This is a genomic window from Lentibacillus persicus, assembly GCF_900112705.1.
GTDB classification, from domain to species: Bacteria; Bacillota; Bacilli; order Bacillales; family Amphibacillaceae; genus Lentibacillus; species Lentibacillus persicus.
Window position 1 is genome coordinate 108180 of record NZ_FOMR01000007.1, and the last position, 12706, is coordinate 120885.

Here is a 12706-nt window from a genome sequence, read left to right on the forward strand (position 1 = left end):
CGAAAATAGACAGATAAGGAGCGATAAATATGGGACGATTGGATGGTAAAGTCGCAATCATTACAGGTGCTGCTGGAAACTTGGGCAAGACAACAGCACAACTCTTTTTGAATGAAGGTGCCAAAGTATCATTAGTTGATATGGATAAGGAAAGATTGGAACAAGCTAAAAATGAATTATCAAGCGACAATGTTATGACCGTTGAAGCAAATGTAACGAAAGAAAATGATGTAAAAAACTATGTGGATCAGACAGTCGATAAATTTGGTTCAGTGGACATTTTCTTCAATAATGCAGGCATCATCGGCGAAGTCGGACCGCTTGATGAACAGTCATTGGATAATTTCAATAAGGTGCTGTCCATTAATGCAACCGGAATCTTTCTTGGCATGAAATATGTTCTCCCGGTCATGAAAAACCAACAAAGCGGAAGCATTATTAACACTTCCTCGGTAGATGGATTAAGAGGAAGCCCGAATATGACACCGTATGCCACATCGAAACATGCGGTTGTCGGTTTGACTAAAACAGCTTCATTAGAAGTCGCAGAAAACAACGTCCGGGTTAACTCGGTACATCCCGCACCGGTTTCAGGCGAAATGATGCAAACCGTCCATAAAGGTCAAGGCGAAAGCCAAGGGAACGAAGTAGACAAAGTAGAAGAAGAAATTAAGAAAAGCATTCCTCTGGGACGCTATGCAGATTCAAATAACATTGCAAATTTAGTTCTGTTTTTAGCTTCAGATGAAAGCGAGTTTATTACAGGTGCGGAATATCGCGTCGATGGCGGAATGGGCGCGACAAGTTAAATTTTTCTTATACTCGCACAGATTGGTGCTGAGCATATGTTGAGCCCATTTTGATAAATATTCATCAAAATGGGCTCATTCTTTTCGTTACATCTTAGTATAAATGACTGTACAGGAAACCTTTAATGATTGTTCAAGTGATTTTTTAACATATTAGAGGTCTTTTCTAATAAATGTTGATTAATTTCTATATAATAGACGTCGTTAATGATTGTTTCCTCTGCCCCTTTTGCCATATCGGTCACATGTGCATTTTCCACGTTCATGTCCGCCAATTGATTTAATGAATCTCTTGTCATATTGGTTTGACTGCTTTCTTCCAGAAGTTCTTTTATATCTGATGCAGATAATTGCTCTTTAATTAAATCACCCATTTCACTCATTAATTTCCGATTCCCCTGCACTTCCTCCCTGCCAATTCCTAACTTCTGATATAGCTGCTCTTCAGAAAAGCTGGCATAATAGTCGATTGGAATATCCAAAAGGTTCGAAACTGTTGTGACAGCGGCTGCAGGATCCGGCTCATAAGCAGAGGCATGCATTAACTTATCTTTATCGATTATTTCGCCTTCAGAATTATAAATGTCGACACGCGCTTCATGGGGGATGGACACGACATTCATACTGTTGTCATCGCTGTTGTAAGTCAGTACGATGTTAATATGGCTTCTGCGATTCGTTTCACCAGCAGAATTTTTCCCCATTAATAACACCGAAAAAGATGAAACCTCTTGTTGAGATGCCTGCCGTTCGTTTTCCTGAACCATTACATTGCCACCGTTCAGATTCGGCAGCAGCAGAACAATTGCTAAGATTACTGCCGTTACAGAACCTAATACAGGAACGGCATAATGTTTACCTATGTTAAGTAACGTTTTATTGCTGTCTTGTTTTTGATTTTTCCTGTTCTGAATTTTATTTAACGTTTCAATCCTGTCTTCTTCCGTGAAGGTCAAATCCCCATTTTCCAAATACGAAAAAACCTCCTTCTTAAATTTATCATCCATAAGCATTACCCTCCTCAATTAAAACTTTCAGCTTTTGCTTTGCTCTTCTTAATCTTGTTTTAACTGTATTGTTGTTGAGTTTTGTTACTTCGGATATCTCATTAATGGATAAAGACTCATAGTAATACAAAAAGATAACTTCCCTATAATTTTGGGACAAAGAGAAGATTAGACGCTTCATTTCTTCGGATTCGGCATTTTTAATCAGTTTATCTTCTGCTGAAGGTAAAATAGTTCCAATCGCGCTTTCCAGAAAACTTTTGGCCTGCACTTTTCGAAAGTGCCAACTTCTTAAATAATCCTTACACTGATTAATTGTAATTCTGTATAGCCAGGTTTTTACTGATGACTCCGAACGAAAGTTATCCAGGTTTTCATAGCATTTGATAAAGGTGTTCTGAACCATATCCTTTGCAGTTTCCTGGTCTTTGACGTAACTAAATGCCAGTCTGACGAGTTCACTCCCGTAGTCGATCATAACCCTCTCTAAAATCTCTTCCTTCTTTCCCTCTTCCATGACGCCTCCTCATTTCAGCTTGATTTAATTAGTTTGCCTTTAGACGGCAGCTGATTCAAAATCGTTTCAATAATTGTGAAAAAACATTATATACAAGAAAACCCAACCTTGAAATAAGCTCTGGTTTTTATTGACGAGGTGGTAATTTTGAATTGTACCACTTAATCGCCCCAATCCCAATGTTTGATTCAGAATATTTAGGGTATTAGAATTAAAGTATGTAATTTAGAGAAGGAGGAGATTGTTATGTCTGAAAAATCTTTGTACGAACGCCTTGGGGGAATCTATAATATTTCAGCTGTCGTTCACCATTTCGCTAAAGAATTGGCGAAAGATCCGGTGGCAGGAGAAAGTTCTTCCAATCCCTTTCTCAAAGACTGGTATGCCAATCGAAAATGGAGAGAACCAGGTTTTATCGTTTTGACAACTTTATGGGTTGCCGAAAAAGCTGGGGGGCCTTATGAATACGTCAGCACAATCCCCAATGATGACAGCCTGGACTTGGAGCCAACGCATTACCACATGAAGCTGTCTGAGGAAGAATTTGATGCAGCGGGGAAAGTGTTGGCTAACACGCTCGATCATTTCAATGTGCCTGAGAAAGAAAAGAATGAAGTTCTCGGTGCCTTCACGGCTCACAAAGAAGAGGTCATCAGCGGAACAATCAAATAATGAACAAATAATAAAACAGGCACTCCGCCAAGTCAGCGGTATGCCTGTATTTCATTAAGATCTAATTCTTAAGCGCATTTTTACGTGCTTTTTTCGTACGTATTAAGACTCACTATCGGCTTTTAAATCCTCAATTGACTCAACGTCCATATATTCAGGAACAACGAGACCATTTCTTGTCCCGGTCAAGTTAACGCCTAGGTCTTCAAAGTCGCCTTCATACTTTTCATAGTAGTCAGCATGTGTTGATGGCAGCCACGCACCGACCATGGCGTCCGCACTGCCATCTGCAATACTTGCGAACATTAGACCCGGTTCCACTTGCATCAATTCAACTTTGTAGTCCAACTCGTTTTCCAATACATATTTGACTACATTCGAGCTTGCAATGACGTCAGCCCAGGATTTCGCCCTCCCCCTTCTTTCGCACATCGTTCCTCTATTACGGACAATTTTTTCAAAATTACACAACTTTCGAATTATATAGTGGCCTTAATCGTTCTTTCGTTTCAGCAATTTTCGCATAATAATCACTTCGTTCGCTCTATTGTGTATATGGAATAAAATAGTAGAATAATAAATAACATAACGAAGGGAGGAAAATTTATGCAAAACAAGTTAGCGTATCTGATTGTGGCCGCTTTGTTTCTAACATTCAATGCTACTTCTGTCCTTGCACAGCCTGTGAAAGTGCAGGATGCTGAGTCGATTCACTTTAACTCGACTGTTGTCGATGGCCACAGCGACACGATGATGAACGTGATCGATGACGAAACATGGCTGCCGGTAAACGATATCGGGGAGGAAACATCATTCCACCTAGACATACCCAAAGCTCAGACGGGCGGAATTGATGCACCGTTTTTTGCAGCCTATACATCAGGTTATTATGACAACAACCCCCGTACGATCAGCCGAACGTTAGCTTTGATTAACGCATTATATTGGACAGAAGAACAAAACCCCGAAGACTTCAACATCTCATCCACCACCAAAGAAATCCAGCAGACAGTCAGGAATAATAAAATAGCAGCTATCCCGACCATTGAAGGTGCCTACTCATTGCAGGAACACAATGCCATCGAGCTGCTGCATCAATATAACGACCTTGGCATAAAGGTTCTCGGTTTCAATTGGAACTATTCAAATGCTCTCGGTGAAGGTACTGACAGAGTTTATGGTGATCCCGAAAGAACACCATCGGAAGGCGGCCTCACAGAACTGGGTGCTGACGTCGCACGCGAAATGAATACTATTGGTATGGCAATCGACGTATCGCATATGTCACGCAATACGTTCTTTGATGTGCTCGACGTGACTGATGCACCTGTTATCGCATCCCATTCTGGAGTAGATGCTGTGAAAGCACATCCACGCAATCTTACGGATGAACAGCTTCTGGCGCTTGAAGAGAATGGCGGGCTCATCAACATTGTGTTCTATCCGGCCTTCTTGACAAATGATGAAACAGGCTCTGTTGACGATATCGTCGATCATATCGATCACGCTGTTAATTTGATTGGGATTGACCATGTCGGGCTCGGCTCTGATTTTGATGGGGCTTCGATGCCTGAAGACTTGCAAAATGCAGCAGAAATGCCTAAAGTTACCGAGGAATTGGTCGAGCGAGGCTATTCAAGCCGAGAAATTGAAAAGCTGCTTGGCGGAAACGCACTGCGTGTTCTTAATGAAGTCGAAAGTGCGGCAGAACATGATGCATCGAAACGTGGTGTAAGTCCTGTTGTTAAGCCGGATCTTGAAATGGGAGAAGCTGTCAGCAGCAGAACACCGCTACTGGAGGCTGAAATTGCAACAAAAAGAGGCGCACCAGTTGACGCAGACAGCTTTAACGTAATCGTGGACGGCATCGACTACGAACCCGAGTACGACAGCGAAACATCGACAGTGTCTCTGCAACTGTCTGAAGAACTGCAGGAGCGATTCCATGTCGTGACATTTGAAGCTAAAAACAGGGCAGGCAAAGTCACGCGCGAAACCAGAATCTTTTACATTGAGGATTAACATAAAACAGCAGAGTGATAACAATATAATAAAAGCGCTCAGACATATGCTGAGCGTTTTTATTTAACGACTTAATTAGAGATTACTATGGTTTAAAACACAATGTTGCATGGGTGTATGATAAATTAAATTGTTATTTTACCTCGTATCATTTTAATACTAATAATTAAAATCCATACCATAAACAGCAAACCCACGCCTTCATTAAAATCGTGCATATTCTGATTTGCTTGCATTAAAAAGAACCAAGAGATTAAATACCCAATAATTTGTAAAAATCCAACTATATAACCAAACATACTAAGCTTCCGAGAAGAATCCAAAATATGTAAACCACGAGAATGAATGATCACCCATGCAGCTAAAAATAGATTCGCTATTATATAAATACTGACAGAAAGACCGCCTTCAAGCATCGACCATTCGTATAAAAAAACAGAAAATGAGCGTGCGAAAACATCATCACTTGAACCGTATAAATTAAAAGCATATTCAGCAGCGGTTGCTTGAAGCATAAGTGATGCTCCATAAAACGCAAAACCTATACACCCTGCAATTAATGCTATTAAATTAAGTAACATAAAATCTTTCTTTTTCTTTAAATACATAAATAAGCCAATGGGTAATAAAACAGATGTTAACATTACCAGCGCTTTACTGCCATGATCCAATCCTAAAAAACCTGGGAAATTAATATAATACGAAACGCCTATTTCTGCATTTGAATCGCCTTCACCTAATGTTACAGGATTTAAAATACCAAAAATAACATTTATTACCATCCAAGCTACGATAAAAACAACGTGCAATACCCCTATCCAGCCAATAACCCTCATGGGCTCCCCCTTCCACATGGACGCGAAATTATTATTGTCATATCTCGCATTTTGAATTTATCACCTTACACTGATTAATTGTAATTCGATATAGCCAAGTTTTTCTTGAGCATCCAAACCCATTAAGTCATTCATACCGCAATGATGCAATTGGGTCCAATTGCGATGCCTTGTTAGCCGGTATAATACCAAAGAGAATACCAATAAACATCGAAAAGATCAACCCGCCAAACATCACCGGCAGGGATACTTGAACCGTCCAGCCAGCCAGCTGCGAAACGAGTATAGCGGATGCTTGCCCGAGCGATATGCCAATCAACCCTCCAATCACCGTCAGTGTAACCGATTCAATTAAAAATTGCGTTAAAATCTGTCCCCGTGTTGCACCAAGTGACATTCGAATGCCGATTTCTCTTGTACGTTCCGTTACCGATACGAGCATAATATTCATAACACCGATGCCGCCCACTAACAGGGACACACCGGCAACGCTTCCAATTACAATCGTCATTACGCGTGTTACCTGACCAATACCGGTCATAATTTCGTCCATATTGACGACCTGATATTCGTTTTCCGTTCCGTGGGTTTGATTCAGTAAACTGGCTGCTTTTGTCCCGGCGACCTGTAAATCATCAGCGCTATCTGCCTTCAAGGTAACCTGATTAATGTTGCGCTTGCTAAACACATTGCGCCATGTATTCCGTGACAGAAACACTTCAGTTTCACCTAAGTCCATTAAACCTTCCTGTTCCGTCAGTACCCCAACAACTTTCACTGGACTGGAATTGATATACATAATTTCCCCAATCGGGCTTGTGTCAGCAAATAAATCATCACGAACGACTGCACTGATCATGGCATGGTTGCCGGCACCCAGAAAATCAGCCGCTTGCAACAGCCGTCCTTCCGCCGCTTCCATTCCATGCACCTGGATATGGGCCTGATTAATGCCTTTCACCGAAGCACCGAGCACCTCCTCATGGAAGCGCACATTGCTGAACTCGGAGCTAGTGGCAACTACTTCCGTTACTTCTGGAATCTGTTCGATTGTGCGGATATCTTCCTCGGTGAAAGGGTCTGTCACAGGAGTGGCATTATGTTGCAGATCGCCTTCATCCGGCATGTTTAAGAGTTCAACCGTGTGTTCGGTCCCTGCGATTTGGGATTTCAGCGTTTCCTCACCAGCTTGTCCGATGGCTACAATGGCCATTACAGAACCAACGCCAATAATGATACCGAGCATCGTTAACACGGAACGCATTTTATGCGAGCGAAGAGAAGAAAGCGCCAATTTTACATTTTCCAGCACACTCACGTTAACGTCTCCCTCGATCGTCCGATATCATTTCCGTCCAGAAGCAAACCGTCCTGGATTGTAATGACCCGATCAGCATATCCGGCTATTCCCGGCTCATGCGTTACCACAATAATCGTCGTTCCTTCTTTGTTAAGCTGCTTAAAATGGGCCATGACCTGCTTGCCTGTCGTCGTATCAAGAGCGCCCGTGGGTTCATCAGCCAGTATCAGATCCGGTTGGTTCACAATAGCTCTGGCAATGGCGACACGCTGTTTCTGACCGCCTGACAATTCATTAGGGGCGTATACCGCATAGTCCGATAACCCCACTTGATGCAACGCATCCCTGGCTTTTTGCCGGCGCTCTTTCTTTCGGATACCCGCATAAATCATCGGAAGCTCTACATTTTGCAATGCACTGAGGCGAGGCAAAAGGTGGAATTGCTGAAACACAAAGCCGATGTCCCGATTCCGTATATGTGCGACTTCCTTCTCGCTATAACCAGTAACCAGTTTTTCGTTTAAGTAATAACTGCCGCTTGTGGCATGATCAAGACAGCCTATAATATTCATTAAAGTTGTTTTGCCTGATCCCGACGGTCCCATTATGGCCGCAAATTCGCTCTGTTGAATTATCAGATCAATGTCTTTCAACACTTCAGTAACATTACGTCCGACTGGATAGCTTTTACTGATAGATTGCAGTTGTATCATTCCACCGACACGTCCATTCCATCATTCAGTTGAGCATCAGGCTGTTTAATAACCGGATCATCGGTCCTGAGGCCGTCTGTTATTTCCATCGCATTTTCAGTCATAGTACCGACCTGGACTTCACGTCGCATCGCTTGTCCACCCTCCACTACGTAGGTGTAATAGGCGTCCTCTTCGCGTATGACCGCTTGTGGCGGCAGTGTTTTCGCTTCATATTCGTTTGTTTGAATCTCGGCAACAATCTGGAACCCTGCTTTTAACCCTTTCATATCATCTTCTACAGCAATTTCCACTGGGTATTGGACGACATCTGAATCCTGCTGGTTCGTCTGATTCGGCAATGAGGAAATCGCACTGATTGTCCCTTCCCACGATTGATCAGGAAGAGCATCGGATGTAAAGATGACCGTTTGACCTTTCTGGACTTTCATTGTTTCATATTGGGAGATGGTCGTTTCGACGCGCAAATCATCTAACGTACCAATCTCCAGGAGCGGTTTCTGCTGAGACTGATCCGAATTTAAATGGGCAGGATCATGGACTGTCAGTACCGTTCCCTCTATTTGGCTCGTGACGTTTAAATCTGCGATATCCTCTTCAAGAGCCTCCTGCTGCAGGCGAGCCTGCTCCTTTTCCAAGCTCGCTTGTTTTTCTTGCAAAGAAATGTCATCATGTTCCCGTTGAAGCTGTTCATTATCGTCATCTTCTTCCAGCTCTTCATCCAATTTACGGTGTTGCTCGTATAGATCATTGTGCTGCAGTTGCAACGATTGAATTTGCAAGTCATTCTGTTTCTTTTCAAATTCCAGCTCTTCGTTTTCATAACGGAAGAGGACAGTGCCTATTTCTACTTCATCCCCTTCCTCAACCATGATTTCATCGATCACGCCCTGTTCGGGTGAATAAAAGACAGATTGCTGCTCGGCGAAGGTCAGTGTGCCTGAAGTCATCACTGTATCCGAAATGGTTTGCTCCTGTAATGTCGTGACCTCCACCGGATGATTTTCTTTTGCATTGCTGATGGCCAAATTGAATCCTGCAGCTATCAGAACCACCAGGACAACTGCAGCTATCACGACTTTTCGTTTCATGTTCGTTTGACACAACCTTTTATACGACTGTAATAGTTATTCCGGCATGAGTAGATCATCTGTCTACATTAAGAAATAATTAATGACCACGTACCCGAACAAAATTAAGCAAATAACTAGAATGATAATACTGGCATAAAGGGATGTTTTTGATGACATCTTCATCTCTCCTTTTTTGTTTATATTTTTTAAACTTCCGGATTTCGGAAATTATAAAAATGTGATTAAAATAAAGTTTGGTATATATAGAACAATAACGTAAATACCGCCTACAATAATCCAATCAAGGATATTTTTGGATATCAAATCCTGCTTAAATAATAAATAACAAATAATGAGCGGTTTTAGAGCATAATTAACCGGCGAACTTAGAACCAGCTGATAAATGGAGTTCACGTCCTGAACAGATGATAGATAAAAAAAGGCAACTGTAACATTGAGCACATTGGCGACCAGAGTCCCGATCAAGACCGGTTTTAAAAAGTTTCGGATGTACGTCTCCTTCTTCAATGCTATCCTGACTATAAAAAATAAAATCAGCATTTCCAACAGCAGTACTACAAGCAATGTGAACAGTTGGAAAACAACGAGAATAATAAACAATGACGTTTTGTGTGTGACAATAAATTCACTGTACTCCGGAAGTGTATTGCCAGCCCACGTTAAATTGATATAGGTTGATAGAATCATCAGTACGACCAGACTGATGAAAATGTAACGGCCTTTCACTCTTGTTACTATCACAGGCAGCACCTCAAACTTTCATAAATATTGGTGACACAAACGCCTCCAGTACAGCAGCGGCCACAATCAGCAGGATAATAATGCCGATCAGCGCTGGTATTTTTTTCAGTTCGGCGATGATTGGCTTCTTTTTTATCAGCAAATATACAATTTTGACTGGTATATAAAGCCCCAGTGATGCTGACATCAGCATAGCGGGAATTTCAAATATCCCATGAATTACAAACGTACTGAGCGTATTCCATACGGAATGCTCGCTGTTCAAATGAGAGATAATCATCGCCATGGATAAGAAATTTTGCAATAAATACATTAAGTAATAAAAACCAAGCGTCAGCCCGCCAAAGATGATAACGGAAAGGCTTACTTTTAAATTATTTGACAGTAATTCGCCAAAACTCATCCGGTCTGCATACATATCGGATGAGTTTTCGGCTCCGGACGGTTCCAGCGGTATGAAGTAACCTGTAATAAAGATAATGGCAGCCAGAATGGACGTAAGCCATAACGTATGTTTATAGGTAATCATTCGCTTTAACTGCCTCCACAGATTCAATTTGCTTACTGCCGATAATATGAATATTGTGCGATACCAGTTCTTTGATTTGATTATATTGCAAGTGCGTTGAAAAGATAACAGTGGCCTTGGTATCGTTTATGTAGTCACGAATAAACGCTAATATCACACTTAATGAATGTTTATCAAAATTTACGAAAGGTTCATCGATCAACACTAGCTTCGGTTCATTCATCACCGATGTGATAAAAGATACTTTCTGTTTCGTCCCCAATGACAGGTTTTTCACCAATTCCGCTTCATATCTTTCCAGCTCCAAATTTTTCATCAGGTTCATTGCATTCTCTTTAATATCAGCTCGTTCCGCTATATCTGCAACCAGATCAATCGACTCACGAACGGTTAAGTAATCATAGAGAAACGGGTGATTAGGAATTAGTGATGTATGCTTGATATAGGCTTCAAAATCTTCTTTCAAACGCCATTCATCCAGCCGTATATCACCTTGAAAGGGGGTCAGACCCCCCCAATATATTTAACAGAGTTGTTTTTCCAATTCCATTTTTGCCGGTGAGCGACACAAAGGAGGCATCCGGTACCTCGAACGATATACCGTCAAATATGGTTTGAGTGGCATAACGTTTTGTCAGATTATCGACTGTTAACATATACATGCTCCTTACTCTTTGCAGTATAAAGAGCCGCTGTCACATACAGCAACATATAGAAAGTGTAGACCAGAAAATAAACATGCGTATACAAAAGATTATCCTGTATAATTTGTACGGTTAGCGTCGGGCCGACAAGCACGATCGGCAGTCCAAACAGGAAAATATTATCGGGCAATTTGGAAATAATCACTTTCGGATCAAGCGCCATCAGTTCTTCTATCGAAAATCGCTCTGTTTGATAGATGCGCAATACAATAATCCGGACACTAGCAAAGTAAACGATCAAATAGCAGCCAAGTGCCACAGCCAGATTCATCGGCTGATATATGAGTACAAACAGAAGCCCTGGCAAAAGCAGATAAAATGCCGTTCGATAGACAGTCCAGTTATACGTTAATTTGGTTATGTACGGCTTAAGACGATAACGTTTCTGCAAATAATAGGTTGTATAAATATTATTTTTGCTCAATAAGTCCTCATATAAATAATAAGAGTACGAAAATACATAAAGCCATGGCAAATAACAAAATAGCAGCAAATTGATTGCAGCTGATACTGCAGGCTGTTCATGTAAAAAAGGGTAAGCAACCATCACACCGGTAATTAGGATAAGCGACATGATTTTCAATTTTGTCAGCCGATGATGAAATCGAAATGTCCTTGCCAGCAACTTCTGGTACGGTTTATCGGCCCGGACCAGCCATTTATCCTTTTGCTCACGAATCATAACCATATCCCGAACGCTATTAGCCGTTACGGCATAACGTAGCATATAACCAAGTATCCCCACTACCAGCAGGACTAGTAAACTGGATGAAAGCAGAAATAAACCAGAACCATAATGGGCGGAGATTCCCTCAAGTGTCATATTGACATTTGCAGAATCAAAAGCTCCCACTGCCGTCACCAATAGGACTATCACAATGCTTGCGGTAAAAATAATTAGCCCTTTCATATGGGGGAAATCTGATTTTGACAAACGGCCGTACAGCATTAGATACGAAAGAAGATAATTCAAGATCGCAAACAAAACAGCTACCCCTAACATGCCATACGTTCCAGGGTCGATGAGCAAGATAAACAGGAAAGCCGACAAAAAAGGAAGCGTTGAAAACAGCAGATATTTTTTAATAATCTCATAGGATAATCGTTTCCTAATTAGACTGGTTCCTTTATAATTACCGATTCTTAAAAGATAACTGAATTCGGTTTTAAGATGGTGCAAGTGCCCCTCCGTCATTTTCGTTATCATTAAATAAACGTGGTGAGCCAAACAAAAGAATCCCAATAAAAAAATAATACCTGCTTCGCCGTATAGAAAAGATAGCGTCATATACAAAACAATCCCGATCAGCACAAAGAACACTCGCACCATAGTGGACAAGACCAGAAAGGATCGGACAAACCATTTTTTATCCGGTTCAAGGATCAAATTAAACAGCGTTTTCATGGAAATTTCAATCATATCTTTCATTCTTCGGTATTCCATGAGCTGGTCATATCGAACATACTTCCAAGCTTTGAACATGGTGACTCCTTTCCTGATAAAAGAAGGAGATACGGAAAAAGAAACTTTTTCCGTATCTCACTCATTCACAGCGAAATAGCCGCAGCCCTGCCAGCTGCAGCTTTTGTAGCCAAAATCGTAGCTCTATAAGCCATAATTGTAGCGCCAGCAGCTGCTCCTATACCTGTCAAAGACAGCAGCAAGCCAAGGAAAGTGGCCACATTGAGATATGCCAGCACAGTTCCTGCAGCTGTGAAAGACAGACCTGTCAGACTCATAATTTGATTCATTCGCTCACCT

14 protein-coding genes and 1 pseudogene are annotated in these 12706 nt (G+C 41.4%); 3 read left to right on the plus strand and 12 right to left on the minus strand.

Annotated elements, in window-relative coordinates:
• Window positions 1–29: 29 nt before the first annotated feature.
• Window positions 30–809: an SDR family NAD(P)-dependent oxidoreductase gene (locus tag BMZ22_RS10570; protein ID WP_090085293.1), complete on the plus strand. Its 780-nt coding sequence runs from the start codon at window positions 30–32 to the stop codon at window positions 807–809.
• Window positions 810–931: 122 nt separating this feature from the next.
• Here BMZ22_RS10570 and BMZ22_RS10575 read toward each other — a convergent pair whose 3' ends face one another.
• Together BMZ22_RS10575 and BMZ22_RS10580 are read right to left on the minus strand one after the other, a co-directional pair.
• Window positions 932–1816, minus strand: coding sequence for an LCP family glycopolymer transferase (locus BMZ22_RS10575; RefSeq protein ID WP_177183419.1), 885 nt, complete (start codon window positions 1814–1816; stop codon window positions 932–934).
• Window positions 1809–2333: a sigma-70 family RNA polymerase sigma factor gene (locus BMZ22_RS10580; RefSeq protein WP_090085297.1), complete on the minus strand. Its 525-nt coding sequence runs from the start codon at window positions 2331–2333 to the stop codon at window positions 1809–1811. Before BMZ22_RS10580 ends, BMZ22_RS10575 begins: the two co-directional genes overlap by 8 nt.
• Window positions 2334–2579: 246 nt before the next feature.
• Here BMZ22_RS10580 and BMZ22_RS10585 point away from each other — a divergent pair, with 246 nt between their 5' ends.
• Window positions 2580–3005, plus strand: a complete 426-nt coding sequence (locus tag BMZ22_RS10585) for a group I truncated hemoglobin (protein WP_090085299.1) — start codon at window positions 2580–2582, stop codon at window positions 3003–3005.
• Between the two features lie 102 nt (window positions 3006–3107).
• On the opposite strand, the gene BMZ22_RS10590 is transcribed toward BMZ22_RS10585, so the two are convergent.
• Complete coding sequence (locus BMZ22_RS10590; protein ID WP_245745349.1) at window positions 3108–3437, minus strand: glycine betaine ABC transporter substrate-binding protein; 330 nt, start codon at window positions 3435–3437, stop codon at window positions 3108–3110.
• A 174-nt stretch (window positions 3438–3611) separates the two neighbouring features.
• Between BMZ22_RS10590 and BMZ22_RS10595 the strand changes: the two genes are divergently transcribed.
• Window positions 3612–5027, plus strand: coding sequence for a dipeptidase (locus BMZ22_RS10595; protein WP_090085301.1), 1416 nt, complete (start codon window positions 3612–3614; stop codon window positions 5025–5027).
• A 125-nt stretch (window positions 5028–5152) separates the two neighbouring features.
• Here BMZ22_RS10595 and BMZ22_RS10600 read toward each other — a convergent pair whose 3' ends face one another.
• The 9 genes and pseudogenes from BMZ22_RS10600 to BMZ22_RS10645 form a co-directional block, all read right to left on the minus strand.
• A complete protein-coding gene (locus tag BMZ22_RS10600; RefSeq protein ID WP_090085304.1) occupies window positions 5153–5863 on the minus strand; it encodes a hypothetical protein in 711 nt (236 codons plus the stop codon).
• A 127-nt stretch (window positions 5864–5990) separates the two neighbouring features.
• Entirely contained in the window at window positions 5991–7181 is a 1191-nt protein-coding gene (locus BMZ22_RS10605; protein WP_090085306.1) for an ABC transporter permease, read from the minus strand.
• Entirely contained in the window at window positions 7178–7876 is a 699-nt protein-coding gene (locus BMZ22_RS10610) for an ABC transporter ATP-binding protein (RefSeq protein ID WP_090085308.1), read from the minus strand. Before BMZ22_RS10610 ends, BMZ22_RS10605 begins: the two co-directional genes overlap by 4 nt.
• Entirely contained in the window at window positions 7873–8967 is a 1095-nt protein-coding gene (locus BMZ22_RS10615) for an efflux RND transporter periplasmic adaptor subunit (protein WP_090085311.1), read from the minus strand. The genes BMZ22_RS10610 and BMZ22_RS10615 overlap by 4 nt, the downstream gene beginning before the upstream one ends.
• A 210-nt stretch (window positions 8968–9177) precedes the next feature.
• Complete coding sequence (locus BMZ22_RS10620) at window positions 9178–9711, minus strand: hypothetical protein (RefSeq protein WP_143069977.1); 534 nt, start codon at window positions 9709–9711, stop codon at window positions 9178–9180.
• A 10-nt stretch (window positions 9712–9721) separates the two neighbouring features.
• A complete protein-coding gene (locus tag BMZ22_RS10625; RefSeq protein ID WP_090085316.1) occupies window positions 9722–10240 on the minus strand; it encodes a stage II sporulation protein M in 519 nt (172 codons plus the stop codon).
• Window positions 10227–10902, minus strand: a pseudogene (locus BMZ22_RS10630) (ATP-binding cassette domain-containing protein). Before BMZ22_RS10630 ends, BMZ22_RS10625 begins: the two are co-directional and overlap by 14 nt.
• Window positions 10880–12427, minus strand: a complete 1548-nt coding sequence (locus BMZ22_RS10640) for a hypothetical protein (protein WP_090085322.1) — start codon at window positions 12425–12427, stop codon at window positions 10880–10882. Before BMZ22_RS10640 ends, BMZ22_RS10630 begins: the two are co-directional and overlap by 23 nt.
• Before the next feature lie 65 nt (window positions 12428–12492).
• Window positions 12493–12696 (minus strand): hypothetical protein, encoded by a 204-nt coding sequence (locus BMZ22_RS10645; protein ID WP_090085325.1) that lies wholly within the window; start codon window positions 12694–12696, stop codon window positions 12493–12495.
• Window positions 12697–12706: the final 10 nt, after the last annotated feature.

What these genes read in the sequence shown, in the direction of transcription:
- BMZ22_RS10590 (WP_245745349.1), bottom strand. Translation starts at nt 3,437, where the DNA reads ATGTGCGAAAGAAGGGGGAGGGCGAAATCCTGGGCTGACGTCATTGCA.
- BMZ22_RS10575 (WP_177183419.1), bottom strand. Translation starts at nt 1,816, where the DNA reads ATGGATGATAAATTTAAGAAGGAGGTTTTTTCGTATTTGGAAAATGGG.
- BMZ22_RS10625 (WP_090085316.1), bottom strand. Translation starts at nt 10,240, where the DNA reads ATGATTACCTATAAACATACGTTATGGCTTACGTCCATTCTGGCTGCC.
- BMZ22_RS10645 (WP_090085325.1), bottom strand. Translation starts at nt 12,696, where the DNA reads ATGAATCAAATTATGAGTCTGACAGGTCTGTCTTTCACAGCTGCAGGA.
- BMZ22_RS10610 (WP_090085308.1), bottom strand. Translation starts at nt 7,876, where the DNA reads ATGATACAACTGCAATCTATCAGTAAAAGCTATCCAGTCGGACGTAAT.
- BMZ22_RS10585 (WP_090085299.1), top strand. Translation starts at nt 2,580, where the DNA reads ATGTCTGAAAAATCTTTGTACGAACGCCTTGGGGGAATCTATAATATT.
- BMZ22_RS10570 (WP_090085293.1), top strand. Translation starts at nt 30, where the DNA reads ATGGGACGATTGGATGGTAAAGTCGCAATCATTACAGGTGCTGCTGGA.
- BMZ22_RS10600 (WP_090085304.1), bottom strand. Translation starts at nt 5,863, where the DNA reads ATGAGGGTTATTGGCTGGATAGGGGTATTGCACGTTGTTTTTATCGTA.
- BMZ22_RS10580 (WP_090085297.1), bottom strand. Translation starts at nt 2,333, where the DNA reads ATGGAAGAGGGAAAGAAGGAAGAGATTTTAGAGAGGGTTATGATCGAC.
- BMZ22_RS10595 (WP_090085301.1), top strand. Translation starts at nt 3,612, where the DNA reads ATGCAAAACAAGTTAGCGTATCTGATTGTGGCCGCTTTGTTTCTAACA.
- BMZ22_RS10615 (WP_090085311.1), bottom strand. Translation starts at nt 8,967, where the DNA reads ATGAAACGAAAAGTCGTGATAGCTGCAGTTGTCCTGGTGGTTCTGATA.
- BMZ22_RS10640 (WP_090085322.1), bottom strand. Translation starts at nt 12,427, where the DNA reads ATGTTCAAAGCTTGGAAGTATGTTCGATATGACCAGCTCATGGAATAC.